Annotated in this window: 3 protein-coding genes; 2 read left to right on the forward strand and 1 reads right to left on the reverse strand. The window is 39.6% G+C overall.

Annotated features, from left to right (window positions below; all coding sequences use genetic code 11):
- Positions 1 to 115 precede the first annotated feature (115 nt).
- Positions 116 to 11,332: a T9SS type A sorting domain-containing protein gene (locus GX311_00295; protein ID NLK14817.1), complete on the reverse strand. Its 11,217-nt coding sequence runs from the start codon at positions 11,330 to 11,332 to the stop codon at positions 116 to 118.
- Between the two features lie 477 nt (positions 11,333 to 11,809).
- On the opposite strand from GX311_00295, the gene dgt reads away from it, so the two are divergent.
- Together dgt and GX311_00305 are read left to right on the forward strand one after the other, a co-directional pair.
- A complete protein-coding gene (gene dgt, locus GX311_00300) occupies positions 11,810 to 13,129 on the forward strand; it encodes a dNTP triphosphohydrolase (GenBank protein ID NLK14818.1) in 1,320 nt (439 codons plus the stop codon).
- A gap of 423 nt (positions 13,130 to 13,552) precedes the next feature.
- Positions 13,553 to 20,023, forward strand: coding sequence for a leucine-rich repeat protein (locus GX311_00305; GenBank protein NLK14819.1), 6,471 nt, complete (start codon positions 13,553 to 13,555; stop codon positions 20,021 to 20,023).
- Positions 20,024 to 20,027 lie beyond the last annotated feature (4 nt).

The raw sequence follows: 20,027 nt of genomic DNA on the forward strand, positions 1-20,027 counted from the left end.
AGCCGAAGTGTTAAAAGCAATTGACTGTTAGCTATTTTTAAACGAACAATTATTAATGGGCTAATAGTTTACTAATTAGCCCATTAACAATTGTTCATTGTTAATTGTTAATTGTTCATTGCTTGATCACTCTTTGAACAACATGTTTATCGTTTTTAGAAATCTTCAACATGTACAATCCGCTAGCATATTGACTTAAATCAATTGTTGGATCTAAAGGATTGTATTCATATTCGAGCAACACAGCTCCATTGTAGTTGTATAAAGAAATATGTATATTTTCACCGCCCCCGGGAATAATAATATTTGCTGAACCTGTAGTAGGATTCGGATAAACCATTATAGACTCCAATGGGTCATTTTCTCTATCTGATGTTACACTTACAACTTTTGAATAAGAGTACAAGCCATTAAAATCAACCTGTTTTAGCCTATAGTAGTTCGTTCCCGCTTTAGGAGCATCGTCTGTATATGCATAGTCGATTGCTTGAGTGCTACTACCATTTTGCGCTTTAGAATAAACAGTACCTATTTTGGTAAAATCTTTCATATTATCAGACCTTTCAATTTCGAAATGGCTGTTGTTGTGTTCTGTTGCGGTTATCCAAGTAAGGAGAGTTTGTCCGTTATACAAATATGCTTTAAAGTTTATAAGCTCAACAGGTAGCGGGTTGTCTCCTGTTAAAGACCCAAAAGTAAAATAATTATTAGGTCTGGTGGTGCTTACACCAGATTTAATAGAACCTGTGTTAGTGTCAAAAGAGGTGCCTCCATTACCTTTATCCGTCCATGTTCCATCAAAATATGCAACTCTTAAGTCTGGTAAATTTGAAGTATTAATATTGCTTAATGAGACATTTTCAGTATGTAGTGTAACGTTACATTCCGCATCGTTTGTTGTATTTTGTAGGTACCAGTGCTCTACTTCACTAGCGTTATTTAATGGTACGCTTACATTGTCAGGTTCGCTGTATTTTCCAATATGATACTGCGCTTTCATTGTTATCGTAGATTTTGCTGCTACAATATCCGAAATTCCAATTCTTGCCCAACGGTCTCCAGCACCAACTGGGAACGTAAAGTCGGTGTTACCAATTTTCTGCATAGGACCATCGACATAAGAGTTAGCATTACCTGGAGTAGTACTTGCTGTATTCGCAAGTGTAAGAATATTTGTATCATCAGTTTTTACAATGCCACTTGTTAGTGTAAGTGCACCAGATATGTTAACTTTAGTTTCAAGGATAACAGATTCACCTTGTTTTTCAACAGTTAAATTACTGAAATTAAACCCTGTGTTATCTATTAATTTTTGTTCATTTCCTCCAGTCAACCTGATGGTTGCATTAGATGATGTAAATGTTCCTCTATTAATTATATCTCCAGCGATTGAGAATATTCCGTTGTTATGGGTTAAAGAGGCTCCTGTCTCAACTTCAATTGTCTTAACAGATGAAGACGTGCTAACTATAGGCATACGCGCAGCTCTTACGGGTATAAACGCATCAATTGCTAACGATGGCAAGTATCCACATGCCCAGTTACCTAAACTTTCCCATGCTGTCGATACTTCACCCGACCATATATTGTTACCCACTGATACAGCAATAACACTACTCGTATCTCTACATCCTTTGTTTGTAGTACCCACAACATATATTTCGTCATTGTGCTGTAAACTTGTTGTTGCGTATGACGTAGATTCAGAACTTTGAACTGATAAGCCATTTATAATAAAATTAAAACTGTTGGCCAAAGCTGCTGCATCTGATGCTGTGAAGTTCGCCTGTGTCCCTTGACAAAGAATATGGTCGGTATCATCAATAGCTAATAGAACATCAGGATTTTGCACAGTAACGTCAACTGTTCCTGGATTTGGTGGCATTCGCAGTTCACATCCAAGATTATATGCTCTAACATAGAAGTTTTCTGTTGCTAGTAATGGATCTGTATTAAGCTGTAGATTACCCCCATTTCCTGATAAATACGGACCCACGTTAATACCACTACTATTATTTACAAGTTGATAATTGACACCCGATTCCGAATTTATAACCGTAATTTGTCCTGCCAAGTTTTGGCAAACTTCATCGCCCAGTAAAGTTCTTTGAGTCGGTTGTTTAGATACTTGTATATTTAAAATATCTTCAGATTTTGTTGTAGTGTTTTTAATTTGCTCTTCAACTTTAACATAACCCGCATTTGTTGGACTATCCCATGTCACTATTATTTGAGCTTTATCGGAAACCCAACTGTCGCATCCTTGACAAACTCCTCCAACTACCGTCCAAAAGTATTCATTTGATGGATTATAATTAGTGGTATAAGTTCGTATTTCTCCTTGACAAATATTCGTTTCATCATGTGGATTTATATACGGTGCTGGCATATTTTGTACATTAATAGTAATTTCATCATATGCAAAACAGCCTGAACTACTCGTTTCTGTAACTTTTAGGACATAAACTCCAGTAGTACTGTTAAAATTAATTTTTGCTTCATTTGCTGTTGGAGTAATTGTTCCTCCTGAAGCACCTACCCACTCCCACAAATAAACACTTCCATCGTGAAGAGGTGTTGTATAGGTTCGTTCCTCACCTAGTGCAACAATTGCTGCACCTGAAATAATTGGCTTATGAGTCAATTTTACTGTAATTTTCACACTATCTGGTCTTACAAAACCTGCAGTTGCTCCACCATCTCCTGATACCGAAACAAGTTTCAAAACATATGGAGTTGCTGAATATCCTCCCATACTAAGTCCATTCAATGTTATTACAAATTGTGAAGTTTCAATATTATTCTCAGTAAATTCTCTTGTATATTCTCCAACTGTCTTATAAGTCAGTCTATAAGGCGGGTTTCCCGTTAGTTTAACAGGTACCATTACGTAATCTGTTTCATTATCGCAAATAGACCATGAAGTTGTATCATCAATTATTGCAGTAACTCCAATTGCTCCAATTGAGTATGTGTGACCAACTTGTGTCACGGACTGTGGTACAAATGTATAAACATTTCCAGATGTAGCTGTTCCACTTACTCTGTCTCCAATGGGAGTCCACATATCAGCTTCGTTTTCAACAACTCTCAGCAAATTTCTTCCAGAACTTGAATATGTATATTCTGGGAATGACACTCCGTCATAACGAAGATAAATGTTTGCCTCTGAATTAACATCAGGTCCTATTACACGCCAGTATTCATTATCACTAACTGCAGTCAACGGTATTGCTAAATTTGTTATCTCTGTTGGATATGTTGGACTTGGATCTGTGTTAAAATATTGTGCTGTCCAGTACTGTTGCGATGATGTCGCCCTAGTCAATCTGATAACTCCTAAACGTCCGTCGTTTCCTGTCGGGAAGTTGAACGATTGTCCAGATAATATTCGCTTTTTAACAGGTCCATCAACAAACGAAGTGTTTTTAACTCCTACGACGGCTTGACTTATTGAAGTGTTCGAAAGTATTACTTCTCTATTTTCTGCCGAATGGATAACTCCTTTTGTTAATCTAAGAGTTTTCATAATCTCTATGGGATTGTTAGTTATAACGAGACCTGCACTATTTTGCATAGTAAGGTTATTGAATTTTTCTTTAGCAGACACAGTCATATTTTGTGTCTCTGTTCCTTCAATAAATACTGTTCCCGTTCCTGCAATAAAGCTATTTTCTGTTGTGTTTTCGTTTATCCAATCTCCTGAAATATAAATACTTCTATTGTGATTAGAGCTGTTTAGCTTTGTTCCATTTTTAATTTCAAGCCTACCTCTAACTCTAAGGTCATCAGCACTCATATTTTTTTGCCCAAGACCCGATAATATTAAGTTGTTAAATGGCTTACTATAATTTCCAGGTTTTAGAGGCATAGTAGCCGTAATTGAACCTGTAAGCTCAACCTCTGTTCCCATTGTATTAAAGAACTCTTCATATTCACCCGCCGGAAATACAAAATATCCTTCATCTGTTGACTCTATTACTATTTTTCCTGTTCCATATACATTTCCTAAGTTGTGAAATACAGTTTTGCCACAATTTAATACTCCATTAACCTCTACTGAAGCCTGCATCTGCTGATTTACACTTATTACCATTGTGTGTCCTGCTGCAATAACTATCGGATTACCATGTGGGGGAACTGAAGCTAAATGAGTGTCGTCATCATGTCCAACTGTTGACCAGTTGTCTTGTTCAATCCAATTATCGTTTAATCTGTTGTTTCTACTATAATAAGTTGGCAACGATATAAAATTAGCTGGATATCCTGCTGTAAAATCTCCAGTAGCATAATTAACATTTAAAACTTCAATAGTTTTTTCGACTGCATTAACTTTCCCGGGGTGACCATCATTACCTAAGTTATTCCACAGATATGTATCATAGTGGTATAATCCTACAACATATTGGTCTATGGTTCCTAATACATCTTCCTCTATATATTGATATTTATGTGTAAGCTGCAAATCTGTTCCAAAACCTGTAGCATTAACACTCCAGTAATATTGAAGTTCATTACCTGCTACGTCATATAATGCAGGATGCTCTCTATTAACCGGTCTGACGGTAATAGCTCCTGGTGTACCTGTAGTGACAGTATAAGTAGCAGGCGTATATTTACCTCCTGTACCTATAGGTATTGTAAATTGAGATGATGTAACTGATGAGAACATTTTCCTAACTCCTAAATCACTTAAAACACCATTTAACATAATCATCTTGCTATTATCAAATGCACCCTCTACAGTTGCGTTTACACCTAACGTTAACAAATAGTCATCGATATATAAAAGTCCGTTCTCTAATATGAGTCTTCCATTTATGGTTGTATTGTCTAAAAGACTGATACCGTGTGAATTGTCAATAATTATATTTCCATAAGTTGCTCCATAACCCCTCAGTTTTTGGTTTTTCATCCCTACTAAATTTATACCACCTGATGATTGGCTACTTACATGTATTGAGGTATTTACTATGTCTCCTGCTGCATATACAAAGTTACCTCCATCAATAAGAGTTCCACTTCTAATTTCCAAAGTATTATTAACTCTTACCGTGGTGTTTTCAAGCAGTGAAACTGAACTTGTTGGTTCAATTACCAGGTTTGCAAAATTTGTTAAGTTGTTCTCTGTACCGGTAATATTTTGTATATTTCCACTAAAAATGGTGGTTTGTGTGTTTGTCCCTGGTTGATAACCACCTTCAGTTAGGTTTGTTGATGCAGAAGTGTTTTTATTAACGATGTTTCCTTTTAAAGTAACGTTCAATCCATTAGCTATAAATTGAGAAGCTTCATTGATCAATAGTTCACCTTTCACTGTAATAGCGTACACATTAGTTGTCAGAAGCTGTGGTATAATCTCGTTACCAACTGTTAAATCCCAAACTGGTGATGACGCTATCATTTTAAAATTATAATTTGCTATTGATGTTGGTAACCCAAATTTTATCATACCACCTGTTACACTTAATGAATCGGGTTTTAGAACAACATCCCCAAAGGTGGTTCCTGCAACTGATGGACGATCAAACTGCAATGTTCCTCCTGACATTTCAAAACTACCTAAATTATCTATCTCAAATAACCCACGGGTCGCTATACGACTCTTTCCGTATATGGTAGTTGTACCACCTGATTGCCTATAGTGCAGATTACCAGTTGTTACAGCTGTTAACCTCCTAATTTGCCCATTAACGTGCAGCTCTCCATCTTCTACAATTATCTCAGGGTTACCAGCCGCTACATACTCGATAGAATGGTTAGTATTATACATACTGTTTCCAATAAACATTTTTCCACCAAGCACCTCTAACCTTCCTGCCAGACAAAGTTTGCCACTACCAGAAACAGTACTAGTTGCTATTCTGACATTCCCATCAACAACAGAAAGTGCTGCTGTATGTGGAATAGTAAAATCTGTATTTCTGTAAGTAATCACTAAATCTGCCTCAGCACGATTTACTCTAAATGTACCGTTTTTTAACTCTAAAAGAGGATTAGCTTGTGCAACCGTAATGGGAGCCAATAAAGTGACTACGGCATTGCGGTTTGTACCTTTGTCAACAATTATCCAATAAAAGAAATATTGACCAGTACCATCTATAACCGTATTTTGTACGCCTTTGAATATTGCCTCCATGCTGCCACCCGTCGCATTGTTTAACCCTAACGTACCATCGTTTATAATGTCACCATATATATGCAACCTGTTATCTGCAGACGTTGCCGAAACTGTAAAACGAGCTCTGTTTGTAGTTAGCATCAAATCACCATAAACGATAATATCTTTCTGCGTATTATTTACAACAAAAGTCGGATTGTCTATAATAAAATCTCCTTTTACTACCAACTCCATTTTATTAGTACCCGAGATATTTATACTACTATTGCCATAACTATTGCCTGTACACAATATATTTTCTAATATTGTCAATTTTTCGAGCGATGGTAGCTGAATATTATGATTTGTACCAATTCTTAATACCAAATTTCTATATTGGTTTAATTTCAATCTTGCAGCATCATCTGACTCTATTGGTATAACTATATCTGCATTATTTGTATAATACTCTACAGTTCCGCCATTGGGTCCAAGAAAATCGCCGAAATCACCGGCAGGGAAATAGTTTGAGCTTGATATTTTAAGTGTTCCCGCTCCATCGATTTTCTCTTCAGGGATTGACGAGAAATCGTGTCCTGTTGTATTTGTTATATCCAAGGTGGTGCCTGCAAGTAACCTTAGTCCTCCTGCACGCTTGCCATTACTATTTATTTGGACGGTATGACCCTCGCCAATAATTACGAGAGTAGTTTCGTTTGGTATCTGTGAAGCTGGAACTCCGTCGTGACCTGTTTCAGACCACGTACTTGTGCTATCCCAATCCCCGTTTTCACGACTGTACAGAACAGGTATAGAACCAAAAGCTTCAATATAACCTGCAGTATGATCACCATTTGCTGTTGGTTGATTGGCAAAAGTAATTGTATTAGTTGCGGTGTTTATTGCTGTAGGGTCGTTCAAATAAATCCATGAGTCGCCGTGTCTATATACTGCTGCAACATAGTTTGCCTCTATTCCTGAAATAAAATAGTCATTGTATGTAAATCTTAATCTAAAAGCATTACTGCTAACACCTTCAAAACCCGTAGTTGTATTTTTCCAATACGTACTTAATGATAGATTTTGTGCTAACGGATGGTGTTCCTTAACAGGTCTCGAAGTAACCGTCCCTTCTACGGCTCCACTATACTCTATTGTGGAAGGCATATAATAATATGTAGAGTTGTCACTAACATAAAAACCATAAGGCAATAGTATTATTTCCGAACCTGAACCACTAAATAGTTTGGTTATTCCTCTATCTGATCCAAAGCCATTGGTTAAAATCATTTTATTATTATTAAATATCGCCCCAGTACCTAATGCAGAGTAAACTGCTGCATTTTCACCAAGGATAAGTCTGTTTGAACCCAAATTAACTCTTATGTTACTAACCAAACTAAATGCACCGTTAATTTGAATGTCTGATGATACTGTGAGTTCTCCACCTGTTTTATTTACCGCTAAATTATTAAACTTACCATTACCGTCGCCGGAAATATCTTGGTTTCCTGTGCCATTTAAAACAATTCTTCCAGCAGCACCTGAAGGTCTAATATGGGTTCCGCTGTTGATAATGTTACCTGCAACATTTACAATCTTGGTATTATCACGTAGTGCCGACTCGGTTCCAATCTCAAAGTCATTTCTTACGTTAAATATGCTTGCTGTTCCTGCTAAATTTAACTCCGAGCCATTAATTATTGACATCTTATATAATCCGCTTGTTATTGTGCCCGAGTTTGAAAATGTTTGCACTCCCGAACCATTAAAAATGGTGTTATTTGTTAAAGGAGTATATGTAGTTCCACTATTAATGATAAAGTCCTTTCCAACAATAACATCAACACTACTTTCGCCCGAATTTAAAACAGCTTGATTTTCAAGTGTTAAATTATTCAACACAACAAGAGGTTGAGCACTCATTGCAGGAATATAAGTTGTAGAATTCCCCGGATATCCTTTTGGCTGAGCAGAAAAGGTACTTGATGATGATATAATATTCAAATCCCAAAATGGCATAGTTGAATTTATATAAGAATTACTACTACCTGTTACATGTATATTTACTGTACCACCAGTAATATTTACATTATTAGGATCTGCTCCAATCAACACACTAAAGTATCGACCACCATAATTTGGCCAATATCCATAACCAGTTGGGTTAGGTGCAAGAATATTTATAGTACCTCCGGAAATATTAATTGCATTGGTCGCATAAGGCATTGTAAAAGTACCATAAACACTCATGCCATCTAAGTTAGGCAACCCAGAACCTCTTAAATTTACTACTCCTCCTGACATAGTAAAAGAACCCCTATGTGTTCCTGGTTGATACGATGTTCTAATAATTTCTGTACTTAAATTACCCCCTTCAATAAAGATCTGCCCAGTTATACGAACAACAAAACCCTGCTTGCTATTGTCTAAAAAATTTGAATTCCCCGTTTGCTTGTAGCCACCATATAACAAAAATGTAGAGCCATCACCAGTAGTACTATTTGAAAAGTCTACTGTTGCACCATCTAACCAAAGCATTGCATCTTCATCAATATAATAAACTAAGTTAGTACCACAAAGCGAAGGTATAACTATATTATTACCCAATCTCAGTGTTCCTACAAGTATATCTAATGCCTTACGGTTTGTTATATTTGGGGGATAACCTGTTGCATCTAGATTATTTCTACCAAATAGTTTAAAATTACTTGTACTCGAGGCATCAATATTTAGTATATAAGTTTGGTCTATTCCCTTATTTACCACAATTCTATAAAATTCGGTTACGCCATTACACTTTACATACTGGTCTTTTGTTGCATTATCAAAATATACATCAACATGCCTATTGTTAGAACCAGTATAATCAGGTTGTGACAATAGTGAAAATTTCACTTGACCATAATTTACAAAATCGCCACTAATAATAAAATCATGCACCCCAGTAACATTTCCCACCTCTATTTTCCCTGAAGTTTCTACAGTAACATTTTCTTTTACAGACAGCGTTCTATTTCCTGAAGCACTAATCTGAAATGTTCCTTGTTTAATTGTAAAATTACCATTAATTGTCATATTGTCATTAATGGTAGCCGTACTTAAATTTGGGAGGTTTATTATTAGGTTATTATAAACTTTTCTATCAAAGGTGAAGTTACTTGAATTGTAATACTCCACAGTGCCTCCTCCTGCTGCTACAAAACTATCAAAATCGCCAGTTGGGAAGGTCGTTGAAGCCAACTTTATAGTTCCTTGTCCAACAACTACATTAAAGTTATGTCCTGTAGTAGTTCCTATATCCAACTCTCCTCCCTCGTTAAGCTGCAATGAGTAAGCCACTTTACTATCTTCATTAATAGTTACGGTACGACCATTTAGTATTACTACCCTATCATAAGTACTAGGAACACCTCCACCTTCCCACACTGAACCTGAAGGGTCGGTTGTCCATGTTGTACTGTTTTTCCAATCACCCGACTGATAAGAGTAGTACGTTGTAATAGGCTCTCGTAGTGTCCACTGAACATCAATATTTATTACGTTTGATACTGTGAAAAAATCATTATATATGTCAACAAACCCATTACTAACAGCAGTCCAAGTTACTCCATTTAAAAACATGGGTTTGTATTTATCTTCATCTCCTAAAACATCGTTTGAGTTATAGAAAAATTTTATATTAGCTGAGATGTTTGACAAATTATTTGAACTTGTAGTCCAGTGTCTATTAAGATCATTGGGATTTGTAAAAGAACCTCGCTCATTCAATGTTCTAGCATAAAAGCTACCCGTACCATTTACAGTTGCACTCAACGAAGTTACTTCCAATGGAGTATAAGCATTACCTGCACCTATAGGATATTCCATTACAAAATCTGATGACTGTACACCCTCCTTTACAAGGCTTCCTGTACCATTGCATACAATCATTTGGCTACTACTGAAAGCTCCTGCAGCAGAGATTGCTGCATCTTTACCCAAAATAATATCTGCTCCAGAACCTGTTGCTAAACAAGCACCGTTTAAAACTAGACTTTCATCAACTCTAATATTCCCACCAGTATTTTTAGTGCCGCCGCCTTGTATGTGAAGGTTTTTATATGAATTTGGTACTGACGAAACAGTTTGTCCTCCAATACCTTGATAAACTACAGTAGTACCTGGACTGAAAATTATATTATAGGACGTAAAATTATATGGAAATGGAACTGTGCTTGTAGTTGAGCTCAAAGTTAGAGTTGAAGTATTGTTCATTTCTAACCTACCAGTGCTGTTTCCAGTTATAGGATATCCAGTTGTAAGATTTGATGTGCCGTTTATAGTAAGATTCCAAACACCAATATTACCCTCTAATGTTTTAATACCGCTAGTAGAGGATATGAGGTTATAATAGTCTGTTACATAAATGCTTTGATCCCCTGCTCTTTTGTACTCAACTGTAGAGTTTAGTGTATTTAAAACAATTGTACTTGTACCTATAGTCGACAAATCGAATGAATTTATACCCTTAAGAATTAAATGAGGGGAGCCAGTGCCAAGTAAAAATTTCGATTCGTTATAAGAGTGCACATTAATTGTTTTAATACTTCCATCAACTACAATTTTGCCTCTGTCATGTTCAAAAACACCATTTCTTATTCTTTCTCTACCATATATTCTAACGCGGTAACTGTTAATTTCAATATCATTAGATACATTTATGGAATCAATAGAAGATTTTAGAGTACACACATATGTAGGATCAAATAAACCGGCATCGAAATTTGCACTACCATTTCCAAGAACTATCGAACCGCAATTTATTGTTCCTTGTCCAGTTATGTTTGCATTAATATTGTTTCTAGTAGTAGTATAATTCAGAGTAATCGCACCTGACACGTCTAATGTTTTGCCATTATTAACTGCTAAATTCCAATAATAACTACTAGTTGTTGTTGTAAAAGTAATACTCATACACGAGGCGTTATCATTTACCTCAATAGTATGTCCTCCCCTTATCTCAACGTAGTCGTTGGCCCCCGGAACACCATTCGGTGTCCATGTATTAGGATTATGCCAATCACTCAAGGTGGCAGATGCTGATCTATAAGTAGTCTGCCCAAAAACACTTAAATTGCCCAAAAACATAAACAGCAATAAAGTGGTTTTAATCAAGTAGGACAAACTGTTATTAAAAAATGTTGGTTTAGTACTACAACGTTTTTGTCTTGTGGATAGATATGTATTCATGGTTCAAATATTTATCTAGTTGTGGAAATGTAATTGTTTAAGGAAGTGAAACTGTTATTTATTGTTGCAAATTGTCAAATTCTGTTTGGCTATAATCCCATTTTACCATAATAATATACAAATTAACGAATTTAATATAACTTATGTTCCGACTATTACTGTTTTTTTTACAAACAACTACTTTGTTTATGCAAATGTATTATTTAGTCTGACATATTGCCAATTACCGATGGTCTTATACAGTATATTGTAAGTCACCTCATTCGTTAATAATATTCAAACACAGTACCGCAAACCGCAACATAATACTTTTGTTTTTATTATTTTGATAAATGGCCTATTTTTGCATGCCAATGTAACTTAATTTCAACTTGCTAAGATAGTATAATTTTATCAGTTTAAAGTTATTTTTTTATTAAAAAACTTATAATCAAGTTACTATGGGTAAATTTTACATATAAATATTTTATAAACAAAATGAATTTAAATTGGGAAACTCTCTTAAATGCTAATCGTTTTGGTGACAATCATCAAACAACTGCATCTGATTTTCGTTCGCAGTTTCAACGAGACTACGACAGGCTAATTTTCTCGCCCGAATTTCGTAAACTACAAAGTAAAACACAGGTGTTTCCCCTTCCTGGTGAAATTTTCGTACACAATAGATTAACCCACAGTTTAGAAGTTGCCAGCGTGGGTCGTTCTATCGCTAGCTTGGTTGCTGAATATTTGGCTAACAACAATCTTATTGAAAGCCGTGCAGCTACAGAAATGCCAACCATTGTTGCTACTGCTTGTTTGGCACACGACATGGGTAACCCTCCTTTTGGTCATTCAGGAGAAAACACTCTCTCTTCTTTTTTCACCGACGGAAAAGGTTACGAACTTAAAAACCTATTTACAAAAACACAATGGGCTGATTTAAACAGATTTGAAGGAAACGCAAACGTATTGCGTCTGCTAACACATCAGTTCTATGGTCGTCGTGTTGGTGGCTTTGCTCTTACCTATGCCACTCTTGGTACAATAATAAAATACCCCTATTCGTCAACAGCAGGAAAAACAAAATATGGATATTTTGACTCTGAAACCGACGCTTTCAATCTGATTGTCAACGAAACCGGTCTAAACATCAATAACAGTGTTGTTCGACATCCTCTTGTATATTTAGTCGAAGCCGCTGATGATATTTCATATCTTATTATGGATATCGAAGACGCTCATAGACTCGGGATAATTGACACTAAAACTGTTTTTAATTATCTGCTTCCGTTTTTAGACCAACACGACAAGATAAAACAAAAGTTCCAACAGCAATCAGCAACGCTTATTGATTCTGAAAAAATTGCTTACTTGCGAAGTGTGGTAATAAATATTTTGGTTAACAACTGCTATCAAATTTTTATCAAAAACTATGCACTAATTATGAGTGGCAGATTTGAAGGATCGCTTGCCAATAAACTTTCTGACAATATAAAGCCTTCTCTTGACAATTGTAAGCAACTGGGTATTAATAAAATATATAACGATTCTGGAGTAACAAAATTAGAAATATCGGGGCATCGCATTTTATCCACTCTTTTACAGTGCTACGTTGAAGCCGTTATAGAACCTCAAAAACCATATTCTAATTTGTTGTTATCAACAGTTCCTGAACAATATTATCCGACAGGAACTCTATATGAAAAGATAAGGCTTGTAATAGATTTTCTCTCGTCTATGACTGATATTCAGGCGGTTAAACTGTATCGAGAGTTAATGGGTATTGATATACCGCAAAGATCAATTAACAACTAGCGATTATCATACAGAGACAACCCTTGTAGTTGCCCAAAACTTAATATTCCTTAATAGTTAAATATCTAATTGAAATAAAAGGATATTTGTTTAATTCCAATTTTAAGCAATTGCTTTCGTTAGATTGTACTTCAAAAGCAGAAAAACAATTTTTTCTTTTCCTATTTCCGGGGATTCAGACAATTTGGCGAAATAATCCGTGTAATCAAACAAAACCCGTGATTTTGACAATTTCCGCGAATTATCCTAAATAATTAGTTTTTAACTTTTAATTCGTAATTTTTTTTTATATTCGTTTTGTAAAAGTTTTCACCATTTTATTTATTTTATTATTAATTTAAAAATTTTAATAAAATGTACAGAGGAAATAAAAGGTGTTGTCTTAAAGCACTTAAAACAAACCACTTAAATAAAAGAAAACAGATGGATTACCCATTAAAAAACGTTAATCTTTCTTTTGTGGTGCTACCCTGCACCAAAAGTAAACCCCAAATTGCAAACCTTTTTGCAATTTTTTTATCTGTTCTATTGTTGGGCTTTAGTGCACTGCAGGTACAAGCCCAGAATCTTACTGTAAAAATTACCAAAACCGACAGTACTAGTAGCACAGTAACTGGTGCGGCCTCCTTGCAGGGAGCCATTGGCATCACGCCATTGGGAGAAGTGGCAAAGCTTGAAATCTCGGCCGGCGATTTTGTCACAACTGACTGGAACTGGCTCAGGGCTAATCGTACCGCTCTTAAAGCCCTCACGCACTTTACCATAACCGACAGCATTAATAGCGTAGCAGATATTCCCGATACCGAATATGGAAATCCCTATTTCAGTAGGAAAATTAATGAACTGAGCATGGCTAAAATTGCGAGGGTTGGGATGCATACATTCATGGGCTGCAACGCTCTCACTACAATCAGTTTCCCGAATCTGACTAGTATTGGCGGCTTTGCGTTCCGTGGTTGCACCGCTCTTAGCACTGCTAACTTCCCGCTGGTAACGAGCATTGGAGGACGAGCGTTCATATACTGCACAGCCCTTAGTAGTGTTAATTTCCCGTTAGCAATGAGCATCGGATTTGAAGCGTTTTCTGGTTGCACCTCCCTTAGTGCCACTAAATTTCCGCAGGTTACAAGCATTGATAGCTATGCATTCCTTGACTGCGTCACACTTAACAACCTGATGCTGGGCGCAACACCGCCGGTAGTCTATGAGACAAATGCCTTTGAGAATTGCCCTGACAACCGCTTCCTTATCCCTATAAATGCAAGTGGCACGCCACTCACCGGCCAGGACCTCACCAACGCATTGGCATCATACAAAAATATAGACGATGGAAATACCAACGATAGCCTCTGGTACGGCTGGATTATCGAACCACCACACCCCATTGTAATCAATCCCTCCAGCTACGGCACTGTAAGCAGCATATACCCCTGTGCCCCTGCTGGTATCACAGTAGCACTTATCGTCACCCCCGATGCGGGCTACATACTGCAGAGCCTCAGATACACAAAGCATAGCGGAGGCGGGGCAATAACCATTGATACAAGTAGCTGCACCTTTACCATGCCCAACGACGGTGTTACAGTAAGCGCCACCTTTGCACCAAATCTGCTGGTTACAGTAAACGACTCAATCTACAAATCCGGCACCTCGCTGGAGAACGCTCTCAGCGGAATTGCATTGAACCAAATTACCTCGCTCACCATTACGGGAGGACCATTCTATCTAAACAACTGGTATTGGCTACAAAATAACCGTAACAACCTTAATGCTCTGACGCACTTTACCATTACGGACGGTGTTGTCAGCATCGCAGATGTGCCAACTGTTGAGGGATGGGAGCACAGATCTATATTTGGCAAACAGATTATAAAGCTATGTGTGGCTAAAGTCACCGGTATTGGTGGCTATGCGTTTCAAGGCTGCTCCGCCCTCAACACCGCCTACTTCCCACAGGTAACAAGCATTGGTGGTAATGCATTCGAAAACTGTATTGCCCTTGCTAACGCCGGCTTCCCGTTGGCAACAAGCATTAGCGGCGGTGCATTTTTCGGCTGTACAACCCTTATCAACCTAATGCTTGGTGCAACACCACCGGAAAACGTTGGAACAAATCCCTTTAATGGTTGCCCGGACACCCGCTACCTTATCCCCGTAAATGCAGACGGCACACCGCTCTCCGGTCAAGACCTCACCAACGCATTGGCATCATACAAAAATGTGGATGATGGCAATACCGGCGATAGTCTCTGGTATGGCTGGAAATTGGGAGAAACGCTATTCCCGGTAGAGATAAATTACATAGGAAGTGGCACGGTGACCGGCAGCTACCGCTATGCCCCCGCCGGTGCCACGGTTAAACTTTCCATTATCCCTGAAGCGGGCAACATGTTGCAAAGCATTAGTTGCGTCAAATTTGGAGGGGACGAAGTGGATATTGATATGAGTAGCTACACCTTTTCCATGCCTGCAGAACGCGTTACTGTGAATGCCATCTTTGCGCCAAATGTGCTACATCTGACTGTAAACGACTCAATCATCAAATCCGGCACCTCACTAGAGAACGCCCTTGACGGAGTTGAACTCGGCGATATTACTTCACTCACCATTATGGGAGGAGCATTCTTTGCAACTGACTGGAATTGGCTAAAGGATAATCGCACCGCTCTCGCTTCTCTTACATACTTTACCATTACAGACGGTGTTACCAGCGTGGCAGATATACCAAATACTCAGTGGGGAACTCCTTACTTCAGCAACCATCTTAAGGAACTGAGCGTGGCTAAAATCGCTAACATTGGTAACTATGCGTTCTCTGGTCGTCCCCTCACCACTGCCAATTTCCCTCAGGTAACAGGCATTGGCGACGGTGCGTTCCGCGATTGTGCCCTTCTCAGCACCACTAACTTCCCGAAGGTCACGAGCATTGGTTGGGGTGGGTTCTACGACTGCACCGCCCTCACCACCATCAGCTTCCCGCAGGTAACAAGCATTGGAGAATATGCGTTTACGCATTGCAACACCATCAAAACCGCCAGTTTCCCGCAGGTTACGAGTATTGGCAACAATGCGTTCTTTTCTTGCAGGCTCCTTGCCAACCTGATGCTGGGTGCAACACCTCCGGTAAGCGTTGGAGCAGATGTTTTTGCGTACTGCCCGACGAATCGCTTCCTTATCCCTGTAGATGAAAGTGGCATACCATTAACCGGCACAAACCTCACCGATGCATTGGCATCATACAAAAATATAGATGATGGTAATACCAACGACAGCCTTTGGTACGGCTGGATTATCGAACCCACACACCCCATTGCAATCAACCCCACCAACAACGGCACGGTGGATGCTCCTCAGTATGCCTCTGCCGGTGCCACGGTAACACTTATCGTCACCCCCGATGCGGGCTACATACTGCAGAACCTTATCTGCACTAAGCAGGGAGGAGAAGAGGTGGATATTGATATGAACAGCTACGCCTTTACCATGCCCAACGAGGGCGTTACTATAAGCGCTACCTTTGTGCCAAACCTGTTGGTTACTGTAAACGGCTCAAACAATAAATCCGGTACTTCGCTGGAGAATGCCCTTAGCGAAGTTACATTGGGCGAAATCACCTCACTTACCATTACTGGAGGGCCATTTTTTGAATCCGACTGGAACTGGCTCAAGAATAAGCGCACTGAACTCAACAATCTCACACACTTCACCATCACAAGCGATCCTGTCAGCGTAGCAGATATTCCCGATACATATAGCAATATCCCCTACTTCGGTGAGCAGATTATAGAGCTAAACGTGGCTAAAATTGCTAATATTGGTAATTTTGCGTTCAGTGGCTGCACCGCCCTTAGTACCGCTAGCTTCCCACAGGTAACAAGCATTAGTTGGAACGCATTCGAAAACTGCACCGCCCTCACCGTCACCAACTTCCCGCAAGTAACGGACATCGGGACAAGTGCATTCTTTGGATGTACCGCCTTTAGCGCCGCCAACTTCTCGCAGATAACAAGCATTGGCAACAGTGCGTTCGCTAACTGCACCGCACTTACCAACCTAATGTTGGGTGCAACACCACCAGTAAACGTTGGGACAAATGCCTTTAGTGGTTGCCCTGACACACGCTTCCTTATTCCCGTGAATACAGACGGCACACCACTTACCGGACAAGAGCTTACCAATGCACTATCGTCATACAAAAATATAGACGATGGCGATACCAACGATAACCTCTGGTACGGTTGGAAGTTGGGAGAAACATTATACCCCATTACAATCAACCCAGCTAGCAACGGCACGGTGAACAGCAGCTACCGCTATGCCCCCGCAGATGCCACGGTAACGCTTACCCCTATCCCAGATGCGGGCTACATACTGCAGAGCCTTATTTGTGTCAAACAGGGAGGGGGTGAGGTGACCATTGACATGAACAACCACAGCTTTACCATGCCCAACGATAGTGTTACCGTAAGCGCCACCTTCGTGCCAAACTTGTTGGTTACTGTAAATGGCTCAAACAATAAATCCGGCAACTCGCTGGAGAACGCCCTTGACGGAATTGCATTGGACCAAATCATCTCGCTCACCATTACTGGAGGGCCATTCATGGCAAACGACTGGAACTGGCTAAAGGATAATCGAGACACCCTTACCGCCCTTACGCACTTCACTATTACCAACGACGCTATTAGCGTGGCAGATATACCAAATGAGTGGGACCCCTACTTCGGCGAGCAGATTATAGAAGTGAGCGTGACTAAAGTCGTTAGCATTGGTAACTATGCATTCTATGGCTGCACCGCCCTCACCACCATCAGCTTCCCGCAGGTAACAAGCATAGGGTTGAACGTATTCCAAAACTGTACTGCCCTTAGCACCGCCAGTTTCCCACAGGCAACAACAATTAGAGCCGGTGCTTTCTATAATTGTACTTCCCTTGGCACCGCCAACTTCCCACAGGTTACAAGCATAGGTAATGTTGCGTTCGCTTTTTGTACCACCCTAATCACCGCCAACTTCCCGCAGGTTACGAACATAGGTGAATATGCGTTCAAAGGCTGCACCATTCTTAGTACTGCCTGCTTCCCGCAGGTTACAAACATAGAAGGTGAAGCATTCCATGGCTGCATCGCCCTTAGCAATCTGATGCTGGGCGCAATACCGCCAAGCGTTGCAAACACAAATGTCTTTAGCGGTTGCCCTGACACCCGCTTCCTTATCCCCGTGAATGCAGACGGCACGCCGCTTACCGGGCAAGAACTTACCAACGCATTAGCATCATACAAAAACACAGACGATGGCGATACCAACGATAACCTCTGGTACGGCTGGAAATTGGGAGAAGCACTATACCACATTACAATCAATCCCGCCAACAACGGCACGGTGAGCAGCAGCTATTCCTACGCTCCCGCCGATGCCACGGTAACGCTCACTCCTACCCCCGATGTGGGCTACATACTGCAGAGCCTTACCTGCACTAAGCAGGGAGGAGGAGAGGTGCCCATTGACATGAATAGCCACACCTTTACCATGCCCAACGATGGTGTTATCATAAACGCCACCTTTGTGCCAAACCTGTTGGTTACTGTAAATGGCTCAAACAATAAATCCGGCACCTCGCTGGAGAACGCCCTTGACGGAGTTGCATTGGACCAAATCATCTCGCTCACCATTACTGGAGGACCATTTTTTGCAAGCGACTGGAACTGGCTAAAAAATAATCGCGACACCCTTACCGCCCTTATACACTTTACTATTACCGACGACGCCAGTAGTTTAGCTGATATTCCTGATACGTATAGCAATAGCCCCTACTTCGGCGAGCAGATTATAGAAGTGAACGTGGATAAAGTCGCTAGCATTGGTGACTATGCGTTCTCTGGTTGTACCACTCTTAGTATCGCCAGATTCCCGCAGGTTACGGGTATTGGTAATAATGCATTTCAAGGATGTGTCACCTTTAGCAATCTGATGCTGGGCGCAACACCACCAAGCGTTGCAGACACAAATGTCTTTAGCGATTGCCCTGACACCCGCTTCCTTATCCCCGTGAATTCAGACGGCACACCGCTTACCGGGCAAGAACTCACCAACGCATTGGCATCATACAAAAATATAAACGATGGCGATACCAACGATAACCTCTGGTACGGCTGGAAATTGGGAGAAACGTTATACACCATTACAATCAACCCCACCAATAACGGCACGGTAAGTAGTAGCTATCGCTATGCCCCAGCTAATACTACGGTAACAATCACTATTAGTCCTAATATCGGTTACCGCCTTAAAGAGGGCAGTCTAAGGGCATACAAAACTGGTGAGGAGTCCACCACTGTTACCATCACCAATTGCGAGTTCACCATGCCCGCCTATGGTATAACAATAGAATGCGAGTTTGAATTAATTCCAATAATAGAGCAATTTACCATTACCTTTGCTACTCCTGAAAATGGTACGCTTAGCGTAAAACAAGGAACAACAGAACTTTCAAGTGGTGCACAAGTAGATAAAGATAGCGAAATCACTATTACTGCCACGCCTAACACAGGCTACAAAATTGATACCCTAACTGTTAACGGTGCTGCGTTTGAAAGTGGTGGAACCCACATAGTTATTGCAGATGTTGAGATTGTAGCAGTGTTTACGGAAGGTACAAGTATAAACACAAATGTGGTAACCACTTTTATACTTTATCCAAACCCAACCAATGGCAAGGTAAACATAGAGGGCTTGCAACAACCAGCTAATATAACTGTTTACAATATCGCTGGCGTTGCTATGCACACCCAACAACTAAACCCTGCAGAAACATTAGATTTAGGTCATCTACCAGGTGGAGTATACATGATTCACGTGAACAACACAACAACACTGCGTGTTGTTAAACAATAATAAC

Source organism: Bacteroidales bacterium (genome assembly GCA_012519055.1).
Lineage (GTDB): Bacteria > Bacteroidota > Bacteroidia > Bacteroidales > Salinivirgaceae > JAAYQU01.

Excerpts from the sequence above, each read along its gene's own strand:
- GX311_00295 (NLK14817.1), bottom strand. The coding sequence starts at position 11,332 with ATGAATACATATCTATCCACAAGACAAAAACGTTGTAGTACTAAACCA.
- dgt (NLK14818.1), top strand. The coding sequence starts at position 11,810 with ATGAATTTAAATTGGGAAACTCTCTTAAATGCTAATCGTTTTGGTGAC.
- GX311_00305 (NLK14819.1), top strand. The coding sequence starts at position 13,553 with ATGGATTACCCATTAAAAAACGTTAATCTTTCTTTTGTGGTGCTACCC.